Here is a 20,667-nt window from a genome sequence, read left to right on the forward strand (position 1 = left end):
GAATTCTAGGCTATGGCAGCCGGTTCACGCCGCCGTGCTGAGCTCATCCACGAGCCGCTTGGTGAGATCCCGGCTGGTCACCCCTTCGGACTCGGCCGTGAAGGTGGTCATCACCCGGTGACGCAGCACAGGGTCGGCCACCTCAGTCACATCTTCCAGGCGCACCATGTAGCTGCCCTGGAGCGCGGCGCGAGCCTTGGCCCCCAGAATGAGGTACTGCACGGCGCGCGGTCCCGCCCCCCAGCTTACGAGGGGCTTCAGCCAGCTGGGAGCCTCGCCGCCATTCGGCCGGGTGCGGCGCACCAGATCCACGGCGAACTCATAGACGTGATCCGGCACAGGCACGCGACGCACCAGGTCCTGGAATGCCAATACCTTGGGACCGTCCAGCACGTGCTCCAGCCTCGGCAGGGTCAGGCCTGTGGTGCTGCGTGCGATGGCCACCTCCTCCTCCCGGGAGGGGTAGTCCACTCCGATCATGAACATGAAGCGGTCCAGCTGCGCCTCGGGCAGCGGATAGGTGCCTTCCTGCTCAATGGGGTTCTGCGTCGCCAACACGAAAAAGGGAGAGTCCAGCGTGTAGGTGCGCCCCGCCACCGTCACGCGGTGCTCCTGCATGGCCTCCAGCATGGCCGCCTGGGTCTTGGAAGGGGCGCGGTTGATCTCGTCCGCCAGCACGATGTTCGCGAACACCGGACCCTTGGCGAACTCGAAGCTGCGCTTTCCTCCCGGCAGCTCCTGGAGGATGTCCGTGCCCGTGATGTCCATGGGCATCAGGTCCGGCGTGAACTGGATGCGGCTGAAGGAAAGAGACATCGTCTCCGCCAGCCGGCTGATAAGCAGCGTCTTGGCCAGACCTGGCACCCCCATGAGCAAAGCGTGACCTCGGGCAAACAGGCAGATGGCCAACTGCTCGACCACCTTCTGCTGACCGACGATGATTTTTTTCAACTCGTTGCAGAGGCGGACATACACCTCGCGAAGTTCATCAATGGCGGCGACATCGTCCTTGGGCAGCGGAGAGGAGGCTGGATCTGGCATGGTCGTGACAGGGGAGGCAGAAAGGAAAACTCATTAACACCTGATCCCCACCGCGCTGGCAATGAGAATCACCGGTCGATGGGGATAAAATTTGTCCAGATGGGTGTAGCACACCCTCACGGTTAGGACGGGAACTGACCCCTCTTTATTGGAACTGTTCGACGTTTTTTAGAAAAATCCGGCCTTCCTTGATTTCAGAGTTGTTCGATGAAGGCTTGTCATCCTCCAGGGAGGTCTGGTAGCCTGACCTTTGTGAACCCCCAAAACCTTCGAACCCGGCGGACCGCCGGGGTTCCGCTCGTCTGTGCCCTCGTGTCCGGGCTGCTATGTCCTGCCTCCACCTGGGCAGGCATGCCTTCCTTTCAACTCACGGATCTGGCCGCCGCGCGGCTGGACGTGATTTCCTTCTTCCTGATGACCTATCTGGTCCTCACGCTGCTCTTCAAGATCATCTGGAACAGCCTGGCCAAGGACTTCAAGTGGATGCCGCCCCTCACGTACAAGCGGGCTCTCGGCCTGATGGTGGTCTGCGGCATGTTCCTCTACGTGGTGCTCACCATGATCTCCGGCGCCCGGGAACTCATGACGCCAGGAGCCTGGCAGAAGGAGGGGCTCACGTACCGCATCACCGAGCCGGAAAAACAGCCCAAGCCCTGGATCGACTCCGCCCGCCGCCAGTCCATGGAGCGTCTGCGCACGGCCCTCTTCGAATACGCAAAATCCCACAACGGAGAATTCCCTCCCCATGTGGAGGCCGAGGACTTCCCCCGGGAACTGTGGCGCGGCATTGACCCCGCCCGCACCCCCTACGGCTATTACCCGGGTCGCAAGGCAGAGCAGGGCGACCTGATCGTCGCCTTTGAGCCCTATGTGTACGGATACCGCCGGTACGTCCTGCTCTCCAGCGGGGAGATCATCAACCTCCCCCTGACCGAACTGGCCGACCGGGCGAGGAAAGAACTGGAGAACTTCGCACAACAGGTGGCACGGCCGTGAAAACGATCCGTTTTCCAAGGGTGGTCGGTTGGCTGCTGATTGCAGTGGCCATTCTTCTGGCCATCGCAGTCCTGATGGCAGCGGTCCCGCAGATCGAATCAGTGATTGCCGCCATCATCCGACTTGCATTCGGGTGGATCTTTTTTCTATGGCAAAATGTTCCGAAAATCACGTTCAACCAACTCCTCTTCTTTAATGGCATGGGGGCCCTGGTGGTGGGAGGGGCGGTCCTCCATATTACCCTGAGCGCCGTCTTTCGGCAGTTTTCGCCCGCCGGCAGGGCTTGGCGAGTCAAGTGGACCGTCGCTGCCATCTCGGTCATCATTCTGGTTTTTGGTATTTGCGTTAGTGCCGTGGGCCTCGGATCGCATTCGGTTGTGTTGTTTCAGCAACCCATCTTGCAATCTTCAAGCCGCTATTCTGAGCACCACGACTATGCCCATGCACAGATCCTTCGTTTCCGCATAGCAAGCTCGCATCCCGACCTTGTTGAAAAAGGGGACACCGAGATCTGGTCGGACCTTTTCAGGTCTAATCCAGAAGATGCCAAAGATTGGACTCGCCGAGCGGTCATTTGGACTGCCGAAACTTTGGATGTTCCGGAAGTCTGGACCTGTCTGGGGGGAATCGACGAATTCTCCGCCGGTGACATCCCGGTGGTCTGTGCTCCCCGTGCCTATTCCAAAAAAGGACGCTTGGTCGCATTCGCCGATGGCAAACGGAAGTACTGCAATCAGCAGGAGTACGACGAGGCCATCGCGCGCTGGCATGCAGCAAAGGCAAAGCTGAGCGGGCATTCTAAACAGGATCCAAATAAAGGAGGAGGCGCGCCATGAATCACAAAAGCTGCCTGATCCCGGTGCTGCTGTTCTTCGGGGCGCTATTCATCCTGGATGCCCTGTTCGCCACCGACCTCCTGAAGGGGCTCTTCACCATCGGTTTTCACCTGCTCCTGGGCAGCATCATGCATGCCGTGGCGTCGTTTCCTTATGCCTTTGGCTCTGTCAGCCATGCCCTGTGGACCTTGGGTATCTTGTTGGGAGCATTCCTTGGGCTGCATGGGCTGATGATTCTATTGAGCTGGAAGAGCGTCCGCTGGAAACTTCCACAGAGTGCAAGTGTCTTCGCTTTGGTCCTGCTTCTTCTGGGCGGAGGTTCGGCCGCCATGCAAGCGGCCCGCACTGCGGTTCTTCTGACCGTGCAGGATGAAATTCTAGTCTCCGGACGAGACTATGTATCCAAGTCCATCAGCAACGGGCGGCAGCTTGTAACGGCCATGCGAATCTACGCATCGGAACACGACGGTAGATATCCCGATCAGCTTGAGGAACTCATCGCCGCTGACATCTTGGAGTCCGGAAGTCTAACCACACTGAACCGGGTCTACATGTCGGGTGAAGTCCCGGCGCCATGGATCTTTCTGAGAGGGCTCCGGGATGACGCACCCGACAACCTTCCGATGTTCGTGTCTCCTCTCCCCGTCACGGGAAACAAATACCTTATCGCCTACAACGACTCCAGCGTCTCTCTGCAAAAGGCGGCAGAACGCGAGGCGGCGGCGCAACGCTGGCGGGAATACAGGGCACAGCGCGCCAACTTGGAAGGAGCCAAGCCGTGAATCTAAAACTCTGGTTCAAGGCGTTTTTCCTCTTGCTGCTGGGTGCCTTCATCACCATCGACCTTGCTTTCAGCACAGGGCTAACGGCGGGATGCTTTGCCATCGCGATGCACACTCTCCTGGGAGGCATCAGTTTTGCAATGCAAGCACTTCCCCATGCTTTCATGTCGTGGACGAATCTCGCACTTGCTTCAGGGGTTGCAGTGGGACTCCTGGCGTGGATCGCCGCCATCGCGTTCCATTCGCAACGCAACCACACTGACAGGCCCCGAAGATTTCAACGGGCTTTTATGATTCTAGGCGGGCTGGCATCGCTTATCATAGGGAGCTTCGCCGCAGTGAATATAGCATCGGCTTCCATCTTGCTTGTCCGCGATGGCGTCGGTGCCCCTGATCGAGGATGGATGGGTGAGTCCATTGGCAAGGCCCGGCAACTCAACACTGCTCTGCGCATCTATGCGTCAGAACACAACGGAGCCTATCCGCTACATCTTAGCGATGTCGTGGCGTCTGGAATTCTGAGTCAGCAGCAGTTCGACAGACTGAGCCTCGCTGCGCTTTCCGACGGCATTCCCGTGCCCTGGATTTACTTTGGCGGATTACACGAATCCCTGCCTGGCACGACACCGTTGTTGATGCATCCGCTTCCGTCCCACGGCGGCAAACGCATCGTCGCCTTGAACGACAGCAGCGTCAGCCTGCTCATCTCACAGGACTACGACGATGTAGTCAAACGTTGGAGAGAGCTCGCCAGCCAGTCCAAGTGATCATTGCCAGTCCATTGTAAAATCATGAAATCCCACACGATCATCAAATGGTTCCTCTGGATTCTGGCGGGTGCCACTATCGTGTCGTTCATACTTCCAGCATTTCCTGGCTCTTCCTCGCTTGTCCTTCAGGTCCCCACACGTCTCCTTCTTGGCTGGTATCGCCACCTGGGCACCGTTCCAGAGAACCTGGGTCCCACCTGGCAAGGCATGGCCGCTGGCGCGACTCTGGCTGTTGCCACCACTTTGGCGCTCCACTTGATGCTCACGAGCATCAACCGACTGATTTTGAACGCTAGCCAACCGTGGAAATGGCGGTGGAGCTTCTCGATCATGGTCTTGTCCCTGGTCCTCTTTGCCACCACCTGCGCTTCAGTGGGCATCGTGCATCATAGTGTTTGGGTGATGAAGAATCCACTGTCCTATGATGCAAGCAAAGGCATCCTCACCCGGGCGATTAGCAATGCCCGGCAGCTTGCCACGGCAGTGTCCCTTTATCAGGAAGATCATGCCGGCAAGGCTCCCGACCGCCTCGAAGCTCTGGAGAACAATGACATCCTTGAGAAGGGCAGTTTATTCCGCCTCAACACGATCGAGACCCTTTACCAACCGCCCACGGTCTGGGTCTATCTCAAGCCACCGGACGGCTCCCAGAACCCTGCATTGCCAATTTTCGCCAGTCCATTTCCCATCGACCATGGCAAATACGTGGTGGCGTTTTTAGACAGAAGCTACCAGACTATGGATGCTGCCCAGTATGAAGCTGCCTTGCAACGCTGGCGGGAGGCCTCAGGTTCAACCCAATAGCCTCTCCATGCCCATTCTTGACCGCAAGTTCCTGGTTTGGGCCGGTGCCACAACCCTGGCCATCCTGGATTGCTTCCTCTTTGCCTATCTCGCCCGGGGCCGGGCGCTTGAGATTCTGACACGGCTGGCGACTGGTTGGATCCGCCACCTCCATGAGACCGCGCCCTTGACCACATGGGACTGGACCAGCATCGGTGTCGCGTTCCTCGTGTTGATCGTGCTGCTGGCCGCCTGCCAGTGGATGGCGCACTCTCGCTTGAGAACGAAATGGGGCTGGCGCTGGACCTCTCAGTTCATCGCGGCCCTCTTTTTGATCATGGGTGCCGGGGGTGCGGCGAGCCTTGTCATTCACCATATCTCTTACTTCTTCCGGGAACCCATCTTTTACTTCGACGACGTCTGGGACAGCACTCGCAACATCAGCAACGCCAGACAGCTCATCACCGCCCTGCGCATCTACGCCAGTGATCACAGCGGAGAATATCCCGAAAAACTGGAAACCCTGCTCAAAGAGGAAATTTTGGATCCCGGAGAACCTTTTGAGAATCTCACCCACGGCATCATGCAGAAGGAGATGAAGATCCCCTGGATGGTGCTGGGTGGACTGAATGACAGCGCTCCAGGAGGGCTTCCGATTCTGGCATCCCCGATCCCGCTGCACGGCAGCCGCTACGTGATGGGCTACAATGACTCGTCAGTCATGCTGGTTTCCCCTGAGAAGTATCATGCCGCCATAGCCGCTTGGGAGGCCTGGCTGAAGGAGAACCACAAACCCCGCACCACCATTCCCCTACGATGATGGCACGAGCCGGAGGTTGACGGGGGACGCATCACTCCCATGATGCTGGCACCATGAGCACCGTGCCGACCCCTGCCCCTGCCCCCACAGATGACGCCCTGGCTGACCTGCGTGCCGTCGTGCACCGACTGCGCGCCCCGGGAGGCTGCCCGTGGGATCAGGAACAGACGCACGAGTCCCTCATCCCCCACCTCATCGAGGAGGCCTACGAGGTCGCAGAAGCCATTCGCAACGGCGACATGGCCCACCTGCGCGAGGAACTGGGTGATCTGCTGCTCCAGCCGGTGCTGCATGCGGAGATCGCCTCAGAAACGGGCGTGTTTGATCTGGACTCGATTGCCCGGGAACTCACCGAGAAGCTCATCCGCCGCCACCCTCATGTCTTTGGGGACACCACCGTGGATGGCTCCGCCGGGGTGCTCAAACAATGGGACGAGATCAAGAAACAGGAAAAGGGCGGCAGCTCCTCCGATCGCAAACCGCACCTGCATGGTGTCTCCCACGGGCTGCCTGCGCTGATGCGTGCGCAGAAGATCCAGAAGAAGGCAGCGAAGGTGGGCTTTGACTGGCCGGACCTCGATCAGGTCGTAGCCAAGGTGCACGAGGAGATTCAGGAAATAGCCGAAGCCGTGGCCCAGCAGGACCAGAAGGCCATTTCCGACGAAGTGGGCGACCTGCTCTACAGCGTGGTGAACGTGGCCAGGCGGCTGGGAGTGGATGCCGAGACGGCACTGGCCGCGGCGACGGCCAAATTTGAACGCCGGTTCGGCCGGGTTGAGGAAACAATCCTTGCCCAGGGCAAGACGCTGGAAGACAGCACCCTGGAGGAGATGGATGCCGTGTGGGAGGCCACGAAGCATCTACCGGCCTCCGCCCAGAGCTGAGGTCAGTCCCCTCCGCCGCCGCAACCGCCGCCGCCGCAACCACTGCTGCTGCAACCACTGGATCCGCTGCCGCAGCCACTGCTGTCATGACCGGAGCCGGAGTGGCCGTCATGATGGCTGTGGCCGTGACTGCTACCACAGCCACCTCCGGCTCCGCTGGAACAGCCAGATCCGATCGAGGAACATCCGTTTCCCCCTCTGCCTCCACCGCGGCGGTTTTTGGCGATGTTGCTGATTACAATGACGACCATCCCAACGATGAAGACCAGCCAGAAGATCTCTGCGCTCTTCACGGGGGCCACGTCGGCGGCATGGGGGGCCTCTTGCGCCAGTGTCAGAACCAGCCCCGTCGCCGCCACCGCGGCAGCGGCTTTCCACAATCGGCGCCGCCACAGGTTCTTTGAAATCACCCAATGGTCGCTCGTGTCCACCCTGCAGAATCTCGCATGGGTATCAAAACGTGCCTCAGGTGGTGGCCACACCGCCCCAGGAGGCGGGTTGCCAAATCCCACCTCATAAGAAGCCAGGGTGCGGGCATACCAGTCGTGGTATTTCGCGTCCTCATTCGCTCCTCCCTTGGTCGGGCCATGATGCAGGGGTCGCCCCAGCACCTTGCCGCACAAATCCTCCCAGTAGGACTCCGTGTACACCAGATGCAGGTGCCAGGCCTGGTCCACCTCGTCTGACGGCGTTACGGGATGCCCCGCACGCATGGCCAGCCAGAGGAATTTCTTGTACTCCACCACCACCTGCTCTGCGTAGGCGTGGTGCCATCCATTTTCCCGGGCGAGTCTCTTCGTGAAACTCAGCTCGGCATTCGCTCCATCAAGCTCGAAAGCCTGGAGCGCCTGCCACAACGGGTCGTTGTATGCTATCATGCTCGCGACAAGCTTCCCTCATCCCCCTCCCCTCCGTCAAGTATGTTTTTTGACACATGGGGCGTGGAACATTTCGTGACCATCTGGTTTGGAGAGTGGCAATTTCACGCCAACGGCGTGAGACACAGTAGCCCAAGGGTAAGACCGCAAAGCGGTCGCCACCCTGGGTTTCGACATGAAGAGATGGAACTCCAACGGAGTTCAACAAACCGTCCAGATGGCGCAAAGACAGCAGACCTGCATGTGGCAGTCATTCTCAGGGGTCTTGTCACGGTCTGTGGAACTCACTTCGGAGTTCCCATCTACCTTCCAGATCACCCAGGGTGGCGGCTCGTGCCTCGCCTTACCCTTCGCTACTTTGTCTGACGCCCTTGGCATCACTCTCCTTCAAACCAACTGCGTGGACATATCCGCAAAGCGAGGCAATCGGCCAATCACCCCGCCTCCATCATTCATCATTCATCATTCATCATTCATCATTCATCATTCCTAATTTATAATTTATAATTTATAATTTATAATTGTTACCCCCCTCCCATCTCCTTCTTGAGCACCGTCGCCGCCCCCAGGGCGGGCACGCCGGCGTAGCGCTGGTCTTTGAGCATGCGCTTGATCATTTCCAGGCTCGCATCCGACTCCCCCTTGCGGCGGATGGCCTCACTTTCATACAAGGCACAGCGGAGCTGGTCCTCCACAGAGTCCTGCCAGGCCCCGGCATGCTGGAAGAAATCGGCCGACTCCCGGTTGTTTCCTTCGACTGCGGAGAGCAGGCCCATGAGTTCGAGGAGATTCGCACTGCGATTCTCCTCGGCAGTCTTCAGCAGCTCACGGCGGAATTTTTTGGGGTCGCGCGGCAGATAGCGCCCCACCAGACTGGCATAGAGCGCATAGTCGCGGTTGGGCGAAGCCGCGTCTGGCATGACCCGTCGCCGGGGAAACGGCCGATAGAGAGGGTCTCCCACCACCACGTTCATCCAGGAGATGCCTGGCATGGACGACCATGCGGCTTCCCCCAGGGTGGCCCCGGAGAGCAGACGCTCATTGAGATGGTCGAAGTGAACGGTGAGCGTGAGGTAGGGTTCCCACACGTTGCCCAGCGCAGCGGCCGCCCCCTTTTCCAGCAGCGGGCCGACCCAGGCCTCTGACTTGGTGCGCAGCACGCTGGCACTGAAGGAATGCAGGTGACAGGCAATGGCTCCGGGCTTGAAGCGGAAGCTGGGAGAGGCAATGGCCCCGGTGATCTGGCTCGTGTACCACCCGAAGTACAAGATGGTGTCCGGGAGCGGCCAGGCATCCCGGAAGACCTCGCGATACCGGTCCACCGCCACCGGCACGCCGACCCGCTGGTACATCTGCACACACTTGGCGAGCCATTGCTCCCCTTCTTCATAGCCACCGTCCATGAGGGAGAAATCCACCACGGCCCTGCCCCAGAGGCCAGTGCGCTCGGCGTTCAGGGAGTCATCGATCATGCGACGCACCGTGGCATCATCGGCGGCGTCCAGACGCCCCACCAAAAGCTGGCCCCGGGCTTCCGGGCAATCCGCAAAGCGCTGCCCCTTCTGGTAGTAGCGGTTTTCCAGGGGGCCCTTGATGGGTCGTTGCAACAAGCCCAGCGCAGCGATCTCGCTGTCCACACTGGCTTCATCCACCTCCCCGATGGCCGGCTCCCGGTTGTGAGGCACGCGATCCACGCGAATCGGCACCCCGCGCATGAGCACCACCACGCGGATGTCCTGCCGTACGACCTGGGGCACCTGGCCATAGCGCTTGCCGGAGGGGTCCACCAGGTCACGCTTCTCCAGCACCCACCACTTGTTCTCGATCAACCGCCGCAGCAGGGGCTCCCGCACCGTGGACTCAAACTTCTCCCTCGAGATCGTTTCCTCGACCGGACACTTCAGGCCGATCACGCGGTCCGAGGAAATTTTTCGCTTCGAGGCATAGTACCGGGCCAGGTCCTCGGAGCCCTCGAAGTCCTTGTTGTACACCACGAGGGTCTCTGCGGCGGGGTCCCAGCCATCCGGCTCCAGCAGCGAGTGGGGCGGTGAGTTCTGGGCTGGCGACTTCTGAACAAGCCCCAAGACACCCAGCAACACCACCGCAGCCGCGCTCCAGCCTCGCAGACGCACTGACAGCCAGCACTGCCGCTGCGGCTGGACGGAGGGTCTGCGATGACTCGGGTACATGGAAACGACTGCCCTCTAGGGCCAGCTCAACTTCAGGCCATCGTAGGCGATGCGAACGTCCTCCGGCAACTTCTGTTCCTCCTGTGCATGCCGAATCTCACACTGGATGTGGGTAAACCATGTCTGGCGCGGCCCCACCGCCGTGCGGAACGCGAGAGCCTCCTCGAAGTTCATGTGTGTAGGGTGGGGCGTGTGGCGCAGGGCGTCCACGATGAGCGTGTCCACCCCCTTCATGAGCTCCACCGTGCCCTCCAGAGGCTCTTTCATATCGCTCAGATAGGCACAGAGTTTGCGTCCTCCACGGGAGAAGAGATAGCCCACCGTCTCCACCTTGCCATGCTTGACTGGCAAAGGGGTGATGAGGGTCCCCCCAAGGGAAAATGGACCGGTGACGGGGTGCTCCTCCGGCTTGAGGTAGCCGCGATAGCGGTTCTCGCCATTGAAGGCGTGCTCATACATCCGGCGGATCACTTGCAGGCACGCCGGGGTGCCGTAGATCGGCATCACCGCATCCTCCGGCACACAAAAGCGCCGCAGATCATCGAACCCGGTAAGGTGGTCCATGTGCGGGTGCGTGTAGAGCGCTGCATCCAGCTCCTTCAGCTTCTCCCGCAGGCACTGGGTGCGGAAATCGGGTCCGGTATCCACCACGTAGGTACCCTCCGGCGTACGCACCAGAATGGAGGACCGCGAACGCTGATCGCGAGGGTCACTGCTTGTACAAGTCGCACAGTCACAGCCGATCATGGGGATCCCGACAGAGGTTCCGGTGCCAAGAAAGGTGATCTGAAGGGAGTCCATGAACAGGGGGGAGTGAGCAGGAAATGCAGCAGGAGTGTCAAAAGAAAGGCTGGAGGAACATCAATGAAAGCATTGAAGCTCGCACTTGCCATATCTTTGGCGCTAAACGTGGCCCTCGCATGGTCACTCTGGCGAACGCCCCCGTCGGCCACCGCCCCGCCCCCTGCATCGCTCTCGCTGGTGGAACCCGACACCTCACCCCCACCGCAACTGCCTGAAGCCGTGGATCTTCTCGCCCCGCCCCCCAACCTGCCATGGCTGAACCCAGGGGCGGGGCGATCCTGGAGCTTCGGCACAGACCTCTCCGCTGCCCCGGCGGCATCGGCGCTGCGTCCCGTGCAGTTCACGCCGGAGCCCGCAGGGAACCTGCCCTACGCGGCTCCTCTGCCGCCCAATCCCCATGCCGTACCCCTGTGGGAACACCGGGTGCCCTATCGTGAAGGGCAGCTGGAACGGGGATTGTACCCCAATCTGAAAGTGGAAGACCCGCCGGCCCGGGATTGAAGTCCCCTGACAGGCGGATCTGATGGTTGGCAACGACGAAGTGCCCGCCGGCCCTGCTCTACGCAGCGGGTTTCAGGCTCCGCAGGTAGGCCACCACGGCCTCCGCCTCATCGCGCTTGAGGCGGATCTGCGGCATCGGGGGCATCACCGGTGCTCCTGAGGGCCGCTTGCCCGTCATCATGAATTCCACGGCCGCCTCGTCTGTCGGCAGGGTGGGCAGCCCGGCCAAGGGCGGGGCCACGGAAACAAACGGCATGGGCACGGTCGGCCTGAACGGCAGCTCGCTGCCCATGAGATAGCGGCTCTTGTCAAACTCACCGCTGGGCAGGCGGGGGGCATGGCAGTCGGTGCACATGCCCACGGATTCCACCAGATGCCGTCCCCGTTCCACCAAGGCGGCGCGGTCAGAGGCTGCGGGTGCAGAGCGCCCCCCCGCAGGTGTCTCCGCCCCAGGGCTCTGTTTGCTACAGTGGGTCAGCGTCACCATGACTCCAGAGGCCAGGGCGGCGATGACCAGCGTGTTTTTTATGTCGTTATGCATTTCAGGTGTTGTTTGAAGGGGAGAATTTTCACCCCTTGCCAATCAAGATGTGACAGGAGCTCATTTTGTGACATTTAGCGATGCAATTGTCGCGCCACCCTGCCCGCTGAAAGGTTGCGCACCCAATGGGCGATTTAACCTTTCCCCTCCAACCGTTTGGTTGACGTTTGCGCTTCTTTATTGACGCCAGCGCCCGCCCTTCCCATCATCAGCGCTTCCCTTTAGCCCTTGCCAGTCATTCATATTTCAGATCCATGAGCACCGACTTTAAATCTGTCCTTGTCGAAAACCGTGTCTTTGAACCCTCTGAAGAATTCAAGAGCAAAGCGCGGATCAGCAGCATGGAGGAGTACCAGAAGCTGTGGAAGGAGTCTGTGGACCAACCCGATGTTTTTTGGGCGCGTGAAGCCTCCGACCTGCAGTGGCAGCAGCCTTGGGAAAAGGTGCTCGACTGGCAGGCCCCCTACGCCAAGTGGTTCGTCGGAGCCAAAGTAAACGTCACCGAAAACTGTGTGGACCGCCACGTGGCCAATGGCCGCAAGGACAAGGTCGCCATCCTCTGGGAGGGTGAGCCCGGCGACTCCCGCAGCATCACCTATGGCGAGCTCCAGGTGGAAGTGAACAAGTTTGCCAACGTGTTGAAAAGCCGTGGCATCAAGGCGGGTGACCGTGTGCTCATCTACATGCCCATGGTGCCAGAGGCAGCCATCGCCATGCTGGCCTGCGCCCGCATCGGGGCCGTGCACAGCGTCGTCTTCGGCGGTTTCAGTTCCGAGAGCATCAAGGACCGCCTTCAGGACAGCGGCGCGACCTCCATCATCACGGCCGACGGCGGCTATCGTCGTGGCAAAGTAGTGGCCTTGAAGGCCAATGTGGATGTGGCCCTCGCCGGGAACACCACCGTGCAATCCGTGATCGTCCTCCAGCGGACGAAGCACGACATTGCCATGCAGGATGGCCGTGATGTGTGGTGGCACGATGAAGTCACCAAGGTGGATGACAACTGCCCTGCAGAAGGTTTCGACGCCGAGCACCCGCTGTTTATCCTCTACACCAGCGGTTCCACCGGGAAGCCCAAAGGCATCCTCCACACCAGTGGTGGTTACCTGGTGGGTACCTACCTGACCTGCAAGTACATCTTCGACCTGCGCGAAGACGACATCTACTGGTGCACTGCGGACGTGGGCTGGATCACCGGCCACAGCTACATCGTGTACGGCCCCCTGGCCAATGGAGCCACGGTGCTGATGTACGAAGGCGCCCCCGACACTCCACACCAGGGTCGCTTCTGGGAGATCATCGAAAAGTACAAGGCCACCATCCTCTACACCGCTCCCACGGCCATCCGTGCCTTCATCAAGTGGGGCGATGAATGGGTGAAGAAGCACGATCTGAGCAGCCTGCGTCTTCTGGGCAGCGTGGGTGAGCCCATCAACCCCGAGGCCTGGATGTGGTATCATGAGATGATCGGCGGCGGCCGCTGCCCGATCGTGGACACCTGGTGGCAGACGGAAACGGGCAGCATCCTCATCAGCCCGCTCCCGGGTGTGACGCCTACCAAGCCGGGCACGGCCACCCTGCCGTTCTTCGGTGTGGATGCGGCGATTCTGGATGAAGAAGGCGTGGAAGTGGGCCCCAATGAGGGCGGCAAGTTGGTCATCCGCAAGCCCTGGCCCTCCATGCTGCGCACCATCTATGGCGATGCCGAGCGCTACGAGTCCACCTACTGGGGCACCTATGAGGGCATCTACCTCGCTGGCGACGGCGCCCGTCGTGATGAAGACGGCTATTTCTGGATCGTAGGTCGCCTGGACGACGTGCTGAACGTCTCTGGTCACCGCCTCGGCACCGCCGAAGTGGAAAGCGCCCTCGTGAGCCACGAATCGGTCGCTGAGAGCGCCGTGGTGGGCCGCCCCGACGAGATCAAGGGCCAGGCCGTGGTGGCCTTCGTCACCGTAAAGACCGGCGTGGAAGCGACCGACGCCCTCGCCGCCGAGCTCAAGAAGCACGTCAGCAACGTGATCGGTGCCATCGCTCGCCCGGATGATATCCGATTCGCCGCCGCGCTGCCGAAGACCCGCTCCGGCAAGATCATGCGCCGTCTCCTCAAAGAAATCTGCGCTGGTGGTCAGGTGAAAGGTGACACCACCACCCTGGAAGATCTGAACGTCGTGGCCGCGCTGCAAGCCAGCGGCAAAGACGAAGACTGATCTGAAGCGGTCCACAGTTGAATGATCAAAGCCGTCCGGTGCCCTCGCGCCGGGCGGCTTTTTTGTGGGAGTGCGGAGCAAAGTAGTACAGAGCTTTAGCTCGTCCGTCGAACTACCTACGCGCTCCAATACCGAGCTAAAGCTCTGCACTACTTTTCGGCTGCCGCCCGCCGAGCCCCGCCATCATCCTGCTGGGCACCTCCGCGCGAAAAAGACCGCGTGCCCCTGTTCTGGCGAACATCTTTAGCTCCCTCCTGACTTGCCCGCACCCGCCAGCGCGCCACAGTAGCCCCGTGCTTGCTGAGACTGAAGACACCCCCATCCACGACGCCCGGGAGGCGCTGAAGCGCTACTTTGGCTTCCGTGCGTTCCTGGACGGCCAGGAGCAGGTGGTGGCCTCCGTGCTGGGCGGCCGGGACGTGATGATCATCATGCCCACCGGCGGGGGCAAGTCCCTCTGCTACCAGCTTCCCGCCATGGTCATGGATGGCGTGACGATCGTCGTGAGTCCGCTCATCGCGCTCATGAAGGACCAGGTGGATGCGCTGATCAATCGCGGCATCCCCGCCACGCTCATCAACAGCACCTTGAGTTTCGAGGAGCAGAAGGAGCGGATCCGCGGCCTGCGCAACGGCGAGTACAAGCTGGTGTACGTGGCCCCGGAGCGGTTCAGGAGCAACATGTTCATCAACGCTCTTCAGGACGTGAACATCGCCCTGTTTGCCGTGGATGAGGCGCACTGTCTCTCCCAGTGGGGGCATGATTTCCGCCCGGACTACATCCGTCTGGGGGAAGCCTTGGAGAAGCTGGGCCGCCCGCAGGTGCTGGCCCTCACCGCCACCGCCACTGCCGAGGTGCGGACGGACATTCTCAACACGCTCAAACTGCGCGACCCCTACCTGAGCGTCCGCGGGTTCTCCCGGCCCAACCTCAGCCTCCACATCACGCCCACGGAGAAGGCCAAGCACAAGTACGACCGTCTCCGGGACATCGTAAGCCACTGGCAGACCGGCATCATCTACTGCGCCACCCGGAAAAAGGTGGAGGAGGTCGCCTCCCTGCTCGATGAATGGCGCATCCGGGCCATCGCTTACCACGGCGGCATGGATGACAAGGAGCGCGAACACGCGCAGAACCGCTTCCTGCAGCGCGATGTGGCCGTGGCTGTGGCCACCAACGCCTTCGGCATGGGCATTGACCGCTCGGACGTGCGGTTCGTCGTACACTTTGAGGTCCCCGGCAGCGTCGAAGCCTACTATCAGGAAGCGGGTCGTGCCGGTCGCGATGGCGAGCCTTCACACTGCGAACTCTTCTTCAACTACGCGGATACCAAGACGCAGGACTTCTTCATTGATGGGAGCAACCCCACCTTTGAAACCATCCAGGATGTGTACGAGGCGCTCCTGAGCTGGGCGGACCACGCCCACGAGGTGATGGCCAGCATCGACGACATCACGGATCGCGCCGGAGCCAAGAACAGCATGGCCGTGGGCAGCGCCCTGAGCCATCTGGCACGCCAGGGCTGGATTGAGCGCTTCGACATTCCTGGAAAACGGATCCGCGGCACCCGCATGCTCCGCCCCGACGTGCGCGCAAAGGATCTCACTCTGGACCGCAAGGCCATTCAGGAAAAGGAGCGGCGCGACCGCTCCAAGCTCAAAGCCATGGTGGAGATGTGCTACGCGGACAAGTGCCGCCAGCAGATGATCCTGGAATATTTCGGCGAACCTGATGCCAGCACCTGCGGCAACTGCGATGTGTGCAAGCGCGGCGGGGTCAAGGCCGTGGCCCGCATGGGCAGCAGCGAGGAGGTGGAAGTGCTGCGCAAGGCCCTGAGCGGCGTGGCCCGCATGAGCCGCAAGGAGGTGGACGGCACCTGGTCGCCCCGCTTTGGCAAGGGGCGCATCATTGCCATGCTGCTGGGCAGCAAGTCTCGCGAGGTGGTGGATGCGGGTCTCGATGAACTCACCACTTACGGCATGCTCAAGAACATGGGCAGCGCCGGGGTGCACCAGCTCTTCAAGGAGATGGAGAAAGCCGGGTTCATTGAAACGACTACGGAGGGTGAATACCCGCTGCTAAGGCTGACGACGAAGGGCAACGAGGTCATGCGCAAGGGAGGGGCCATCCGCCTTCAGTGGCCGGAACTCCGCAAGCCGGTGGAGATGCTCAAACGGGATTCGCGCTCCACCTATCTGCGTGAAGGTGCGAATGCCAGTGGCGGCGAAGAACTGGGCGTCAGTGAGCTGGGCTTTGACGAAAGCCTCTTTGACCGCCTCAAGAAGAAGCGCCAGGAGATCGCGCAAAGGGAGGGCGTGCCGCCCTTCATGATCTTTCACAACAACACCCTGGAGTTCCTGACGCGGCTCAAGCCACGCAACATGGATGCCGCGTTGAAAATCCGCGGCATCGGCGAGGCAAAGGCCTCCCGGTGGTTGCCAGAGTTTCTCACGGTGATCAATGGACGGTGACGAAATCCCGCTCACGCACGTGGCTCTCGAGTTGGTCAGTGGTCCCGGATGGGACGGCGGAGCGCCGCGTCCCCCAACCCACCGCGTCCAGATCTACGTTCAGCCCGCTTCCGGCACCCCTCCGGGACGCGATGCATGGTGCAGGCACCTGTCCGGTGGTTGCCACCACCGGCTACCATCCGATGTCCCTCCGCGAGATGGCGACCGCCCTCGGATTTTTGTCCCGTTTGCATCTTCTGGCCCCTCATTTCCCGTTCATCCCCATCACAAATCTCTTCCTCCTTTCATCATCACGGGCTATGGAACCCACCCCATGGATTTCCCGACCGTCTGGCAACAGCTCCTTTCCCGCGAATGGATGTGGACGTTCGGACGCAATGCCATGGAAGGGGCCCAACTGGCCAAGCAGGGCCGGGTGAAGATACGCGCCGCTGAATTGCTGAGCGAGCAAGAACTGGAGATCACGGCCTTTGTCACGGACAACCGGCTGACGCAGTTTGAAACGACGGTCACCCTTCAATTCAAAGACGCACGTCGGCTCAGCATCATGAGTCGCTGCCTCTGCCCCGCAGGTGCGTATTGCAAGCACGCTGCGGCGCTACTCGTGCAGGCGACAGATCGCAAGCTTCAGGACGAAATCGAAGAGCGTGTCACTGCACCGCCGCCCCCGCCACCTGTGGCCAGAGCGTCTGCCATCGCCAAAGCAAAGCTACCGATACATCTGCTGGAGGCAGGCCGACCGGAGCCCGTGCTGGTGCTGCGCCGCATCGACGCCTCTCTGCCAAAGGACGCGAAGTCTTCCAAACTTCTGCGGCTGCCGGTGGCCGATCCCATGGTCACCTACCCGGGCTGCCCTGAGCGACTGCTGCTCACGGTGAGATCCTCCCAACACGAGTGGGAGGCAGATGGCAAACTCCAGCGCCTGGAGCGCGATCTGGATCTGGAGCGTTCCTTCCTGCGCGACGTCATGCTGCTGGGCCTCACACCCTTCATGGAGGCGCATCCCGGCGTCGTCACCAGCGCCCCGCTCAATCACCTTGCCGTTTCTCAAGGTTATGAGCTGGAGTTCTGGAAGGGCTTTCGTCAGGAGGAATCCAAACACCTGCAGCAACGCGGGTGGCGCATCGAGTCCTCCAGTGACTTCGGCTACGACGTCGTCGAGCTCCATGAGCACCACTGGGTGACTGGACTGCGCCCCGAGCCGGGCAACGGCCTGGTGTACTCCCTGGAGATGGGCGTGGAAATCGACGGGAAGCGCGTCTCGCTCATCCCAATCCTCGCCGAGGCCGTGCAAAAGGGTCTCACCGTGCAGGAAGTTTCCGAGAACCCGGACACCCCCTTCCTGTTCCTCGTACCCGAGCTGGGAGACCGCCTCATCTCCCTGCCAGGCAAACGGCTGCTGCCCATCCTCAGTGTCCTCCACGAACTTTTCACCCCCGGGGCGAAGAAGAAGGACAAGATCAAGGTGGACCGCCTCCGTGCGGCCCAGCTCGGTCGTGAGCAGGGCATGGCCCTGCAGATGCCCACGGAGATCGCCAAGCTGGGCGAGAAGCTGGCCAACTTCACCAGCCTGCCCGTCGTCACGCCGCCAAGCGGCTTGCAAGCCACCTTGCGTCCCTACCAGCTGGAAGGGCTGGGGTGGCTCCAGTTTCTGCGCGAGTACGGATTGCACGGCATCCTGGCGGATGACATGGGCCTGGGCAAGACCTTGCAAACCATCGCCCACCTGCTGACAGAGGTGGAAGCCGGCCGGGCTGACCAGCCGAGCCTGATCCTGGCCCCCACCAGCGTGATCCGGAACTGGGTGGCGGAGGCCAAGAAGTTCGCCCCTGCGATGAAGGTGCTCATCCTGCACGGTGAAAACCGGAAGGAGCGCTTCCCGTTCATCAAGAACTACCACGTAGTTGTTACCTCATACCCGCTGCTCATCCGCGATATTGAGCGGCTGCAGAAGTTTGAGTGGCATGTGGTCGTGCTGGACGAGGCCCACGGCATCAAGAACGCCCGGGCCAAGGCCGCCCAGGCCGCCCGCGCGCTCAATGCCCGCCACCGCCTCTGTTTGACCGGCACGCCGATGGAAAACCACCTGGGCGAGCTCTGGAGCCTCTTCCACTTCCTCATGCCCGGCTATCTGGGCGAGCAGGACGCCTTCAAGGCTTATTTCCGCAATCCCATCGAGAAGAAACAGGATCCCACGGCCCAACAACGGCTCACCGCACGGCTGCAGCCGGTGCTGCTGCGCCGCACAAAAGACGCCGTGGCGAAGGACCTTCCCCCCAAGACAGAGCTGATCAATGCCGTAGAGCTGGACAAGGCCCAGGCGGATCTCTATGAGACCATCCGCGCCACGGTGGACAAGCGCGTGCGCGAAGCCATCGCGGACCAGGGCATCGAGAAGAGCCAGCTCATCGTGCTGGACGCCCTGCTCAAGCTCCGTCAGGTCTGCTGCCATCCGTCCCTGCTCAAGACGGAAAGTGCCAAAAAGGTCGAGACCTCTGCGAAGACCGAGTACCTCATGGATGAGATGCTCCCGGAGCTCATCGAGGAAGGCCGGCGCATCCTCATCTTTTCCCAGTTCACCAGCATGCTCGACATTCTGGAGCGCATGCTCAAGGAGCGCGGCATTCGCTATGTGAAGCTCACCGGCTCCACGGAGGATCGCATGAAGCCCGTGGAACAGTTCCAAAACGGCGACATGCCCGTGTTCCTCATCAGCCTCAAGGCCGGTGGCGTGGGCATCACGCTCACGGCTGCGGACACGGTGATCCACTATGATCCCTGGTGGAACCCGGCCATTGAAGCCCAGGCTACCGACCGCGCGTATCGCATCGGGCAAAAGAAGCCCGTGTTTGTGCACAAGCTCATCTGCCAGGGCACCATTGAGGAGCGCATTGTGGAGATGCAACGCCGCAAATCCGCTCTCATCAACGGGCTGCTCACCGGCAACACCGATGCCTCCAGGCTCACGCAGGACGATGTGCGTGAGCTGCTGGCACCATTGTGATGCCGGAGGCATCACAGCCATTAGCCGGGGGTTGAGCGTAGCGACACCCCCGGAAAGCAACAACCTCGCGTTCACCCCGGAGGGGTGACTGCAACGTGCGCCTGCAAAGGGACCTCGCTGGCATCCACTCCGGGATGCAATTCCTATGCTGATCATCCGGAGGTGTCAGTCGCTACGCTCCTTCAACCTCCGGCTAAGGGCTGGGATGCCTCCGGCATCGGATGACATCACGAGATGCGTGACCAGATCCACTGCGGCCTGAAGGTTCGCGAGAGACGAGCACCTGCCGCTGACGCTCCTACTTGGCTTCATGAAACTACCTACGGTCCGTTTCCGCCGCCTCACTCCCTGTCGAACGCCTCCTTGATCACCCCGGCCAGCCCCGTGAGCAACTTCCCGCCGTCTCCGCGATAGGAAGAACCGTGCATCACCGCGAGGGTCTTCGGTTGCAAGCTGGCCAATCCTCTCAGTACCCCCTCCGTTTTGCGGGTGTAGGGCATGTATCCCGCCAGCGGCCCCTGCTCCAAGCGCTCCATGGCCGCCCGGCTCGGACCGATCAGGTCTGATTCGGTGATGGGATCGGCGTTGCCAAAGTGGTGGAAGAGATCCGAGCAGAACAGGGTCTGCTGCGTCTCCTCAAACAACACACCCGCATCCCACCCATGAGGCAGGTGCGGAGAGGGATGGAAGCGGAAGCGGTACTTGCCCGTCTCCAGCACATCCTCCGGCGTCATGCCCCGGGCAGGGCGCAGGGAGAAATCATCCACCGTGACCAGCTTGCCCACCAGCGTGCAGGCGGGCTGGGCCTCGGGCGCGATCTGCAACCAGTCGTTGAGAGCCCCGCATTCGTCCGATTCAAAATGGCTCCACGCAATCCACTTCAACGCCGCAGGATCGATCAGCGTGCCCACCGCCTCCTTCAACGCGGGAAACATGCCCCGCAATCCGGTATGGAACAGCAGTGGCTCCTCATCACGCACCAGAAAGTGGTTGAACTGCATGTCGTACTCCGGGGCATAGACCGAAAGCCGGAACACATCGGGAGCTATCTCATCTATCGCAGTCATAGTGGAGACGATGTTGAATGACGGGGGTGCTGGTGGAGCATACTCCAGCACCCCAGTGGCGCAAATGACATCGCTCCGCTGGATTCCACC

Annotated in this window: 17 protein-coding genes; 11 read left to right on the forward strand and 6 right to left on the reverse strand. The window is 61.0% G+C overall.

Annotation, left to right across the window (positions count from 1 at the left end; all coding sequences use genetic code 11):
* Positions 1 to 24: 24 nt before the first annotated feature.
* A complete protein-coding gene (locus VSP_RS31945; RefSeq protein ID WP_009965865.1) occupies positions 25 to 1,041 on the reverse strand; it encodes an AAA family ATPase in 1,017 nt (338 codons plus the stop codon).
* Between the two features lie 351 nt (positions 1,042 to 1,392).
* Between VSP_RS31945 and VSP_RS38455 the strand changes: the two genes are divergently transcribed.
* The 7 genes from VSP_RS38455 to mazG are packed head-to-tail and all read left to right on the forward strand — an operon-like array spanning position 1,393 to position 6,912.
* A complete protein-coding gene (locus VSP_RS38455) occupies positions 1,393 to 2,037 on the forward strand; it encodes a hypothetical protein (RefSeq protein WP_009965866.1) in 645 nt (214 codons plus the stop codon).
* Positions 2,034 to 2,873 (forward strand): transporter permease, encoded by an 840-nt coding sequence (locus tag VSP_RS31955; protein ID WP_156345549.1) that lies wholly within the window; start codon positions 2,034 to 2,036, stop codon positions 2,871 to 2,873. The genes VSP_RS38455 and VSP_RS31955 overlap by 4 nt, the downstream gene beginning before the upstream one ends.
* On the forward strand, positions 2,870 to 3,655 hold the full coding sequence (locus VSP_RS31960; protein ID WP_009965869.1) for a hypothetical protein: 786 nt from the start codon (positions 2,870 to 2,872) through the stop codon (positions 3,653 to 3,655). The genes VSP_RS31955 and VSP_RS31960 overlap by 4 nt, the downstream gene beginning before the upstream one ends.
* Positions 3,652 to 4,422 (forward strand): hypothetical protein, encoded by a 771-nt coding sequence (locus VSP_RS31965; RefSeq protein ID WP_009965870.1) that lies wholly within the window; start codon positions 3,652 to 3,654, stop codon positions 4,420 to 4,422. The genes VSP_RS31960 and VSP_RS31965 overlap by 4 nt, the downstream gene beginning before the upstream one ends.
* A gap of 24 nt (positions 4,423 to 4,446) precedes the next feature.
* A complete protein-coding gene (locus VSP_RS31970) occupies positions 4,447 to 5,229 on the forward strand; it encodes a hypothetical protein (RefSeq protein ID WP_009965871.1) in 783 nt (260 codons plus the stop codon).
* A 7-nt stretch (positions 5,230 to 5,236) separates the two neighbouring features.
* Positions 5,237 to 6,028: a hypothetical protein gene (locus tag VSP_RS31975; RefSeq protein WP_009965872.1), complete on the forward strand. Its 792-nt coding sequence runs from the start codon at positions 5,237 to 5,239 to the stop codon at positions 6,026 to 6,028.
* Positions 6,029 to 6,081: 53 nt separating this feature from the next.
* Complete coding sequence (mazG, locus tag VSP_RS31980) at positions 6,082 to 6,912, forward strand: nucleoside triphosphate pyrophosphohydrolase (RefSeq protein WP_009965873.1); 831 nt, start codon at positions 6,082 to 6,084, stop codon at positions 6,910 to 6,912.
* A 2-nt stretch (positions 6,913 to 6,914) separates the two neighbouring features.
* On the opposite strand, the gene VSP_RS31985 is transcribed toward mazG, so the two are convergent.
* From VSP_RS31985 to VSP_RS31995, 3 genes are all read right to left on the reverse strand, one after another.
* Entirely contained in the window at positions 6,915 to 7,790 is an 876-nt protein-coding gene (locus VSP_RS31985) for a glycine-rich domain-containing protein (RefSeq protein ID WP_009965874.1), read from the reverse strand.
* A gap of 524 nt (positions 7,791 to 8,314) precedes the next feature.
* A complete protein-coding gene (locus VSP_RS31990; protein ID WP_009965876.1) occupies positions 8,315 to 9,979 on the reverse strand; it encodes a TIGR03790 family protein in 1,665 nt (554 codons plus the stop codon).
* Between the two features lie 15 nt (positions 9,980 to 9,994).
* Positions 9,995 to 10,780: an MBL fold metallo-hydrolase gene (locus VSP_RS31995; RefSeq protein ID WP_009965877.1), complete on the reverse strand. Its 786-nt coding sequence runs from the start codon at positions 10,778 to 10,780 to the stop codon at positions 9,995 to 9,997.
* A 63-nt stretch (positions 10,781 to 10,843) separates the two neighbouring features.
* Between VSP_RS31995 and VSP_RS32000 the strand changes: the two genes are divergently transcribed.
* A complete protein-coding gene (locus VSP_RS32000; protein ID WP_157211177.1) occupies positions 10,844 to 11,284 on the forward strand; it encodes a hypothetical protein in 441 nt (146 codons plus the stop codon).
* Positions 11,285 to 11,342: 58 nt separating this feature from the next.
* Here VSP_RS32000 and VSP_RS32005 read toward each other — a convergent pair whose 3' ends face one another.
* Positions 11,343 to 11,825: a c-type cytochrome gene (locus VSP_RS32005; protein ID WP_009965880.1), complete on the reverse strand. Its 483-nt coding sequence runs from the start codon at positions 11,823 to 11,825 to the stop codon at positions 11,343 to 11,345.
* A 254-nt stretch (positions 11,826 to 12,079) separates the two neighbouring features.
* On the opposite strand from VSP_RS32005, the gene acs reads away from it, so the two are divergent.
* The 3 genes from acs to VSP_RS38460 all read left to right on the forward strand — a co-directional run bounded on the left by acs (position 12,080) and on the right by VSP_RS38460 (position 19,510).
* Positions 12,080 to 14,035, forward strand: a complete 1,956-nt coding sequence (gene acs, locus VSP_RS32010) for an acetate--CoA ligase (protein WP_009965881.1) — start codon at positions 12,080 to 12,082, stop codon at positions 14,033 to 14,035.
* 293 nt (positions 14,036 to 14,328) lie between these two features.
* Positions 14,329 to 16,506 (forward strand): RecQ family ATP-dependent DNA helicase, encoded by a 2,178-nt coding sequence (locus tag VSP_RS32015; RefSeq protein ID WP_009965882.1) that lies wholly within the window; start codon positions 14,329 to 14,331, stop codon positions 16,504 to 16,506.
* A gap of 313 nt (positions 16,507 to 16,819) precedes the next feature.
* Complete coding sequence (locus tag VSP_RS38460; protein WP_009965883.1) at positions 16,820 to 19,510, forward strand: DEAD/DEAH box helicase; 2,691 nt, start codon at positions 16,820 to 16,822, stop codon at positions 19,508 to 19,510.
* 341 nt (positions 19,511 to 19,851) lie between these two features.
* On the opposite strand, the gene VSP_RS32025 is transcribed toward VSP_RS38460, so the two are convergent.
* Positions 19,852 to 20,577, reverse strand: coding sequence for an MBL fold metallo-hydrolase (locus VSP_RS32025; protein WP_009965885.1), 726 nt, complete (start codon positions 20,575 to 20,577; stop codon positions 19,852 to 19,854).
* Positions 20,578 to 20,667 lie beyond the last annotated feature (90 nt).

Source organism: Verrucomicrobium spinosum DSM 4136 = JCM 18804 (assembly GCF_000172155.1).
GTDB classification, from domain to species: Bacteria; Verrucomicrobiota; Verrucomicrobiia; order Verrucomicrobiales; family Verrucomicrobiaceae; genus Verrucomicrobium; species Verrucomicrobium spinosum.

What these genes read in the sequence shown, in the direction of transcription:
- VSP_RS31945 (WP_009965865.1), bottom strand. Translation starts at nt 1,041, where the DNA reads ATGCCAGATCCAGCCTCCTCTCCGCTGCCCAAGGACGATGTCGCCGCC.
- VSP_RS38455 (WP_009965866.1), top strand. Translation starts at nt 1,393, where the DNA reads ATGCCTTCCTTTCAACTCACGGATCTGGCCGCCGCGCGGCTGGACGTG.
- VSP_RS31960 (WP_009965869.1), top strand. Translation starts at nt 2,870, where the DNA reads ATGAATCACAAAAGCTGCCTGATCCCGGTGCTGCTGTTCTTCGGGGCG.
- VSP_RS31970 (WP_009965871.1), top strand. Translation starts at nt 4,447, where the DNA reads ATGAAATCCCACACGATCATCAAATGGTTCCTCTGGATTCTGGCGGGT.
- VSP_RS31975 (WP_009965872.1), top strand. Translation starts at nt 5,237, where the DNA reads ATGCCCATTCTTGACCGCAAGTTCCTGGTTTGGGCCGGTGCCACAACC.
- mazG (WP_009965873.1), top strand. Translation starts at nt 6,082, where the DNA reads ATGAGCACCGTGCCGACCCCTGCCCCTGCCCCCACAGATGACGCCCTG.
- VSP_RS31985 (WP_009965874.1), bottom strand. Translation starts at nt 7,790, where the DNA reads ATGATAGCATACAACGACCCGTTGTGGCAGGCGCTCCAGGCTTTCGAG.
- VSP_RS31990 (WP_009965876.1), bottom strand. Translation starts at nt 9,979, where the DNA reads ATGTACCCGAGTCATCGCAGACCCTCCGTCCAGCCGCAGCGGCAGTGC.
- VSP_RS31995 (WP_009965877.1), bottom strand. Translation starts at nt 10,780, where the DNA reads ATGGACTCCCTTCAGATCACCTTTCTTGGCACCGGAACCTCTGTCGGG.
- VSP_RS32000 (WP_157211177.1), top strand. Translation starts at nt 10,844, where the DNA reads ATGAAAGCATTGAAGCTCGCACTTGCCATATCTTTGGCGCTAAACGTG.
- VSP_RS32005 (WP_009965880.1), bottom strand. Translation starts at nt 11,825, where the DNA reads ATGCATAACGACATAAAAAACACGCTGGTCATCGCCGCCCTGGCCTCT.
- acs (WP_009965881.1), top strand. Translation starts at nt 12,080, where the DNA reads ATGAGCACCGACTTTAAATCTGTCCTTGTCGAAAACCGTGTCTTTGAA.
- VSP_RS38460 (WP_009965883.1), top strand. Translation starts at nt 16,820, where the DNA reads ATGGATTTCCCGACCGTCTGGCAACAGCTCCTTTCCCGCGAATGGATG.
- VSP_RS32025 (WP_009965885.1), bottom strand. Translation starts at nt 20,577, where the DNA reads ATGACTGCGATAGATGAGATAGCTCCCGATGTGTTCCGGCTTTCGGTC.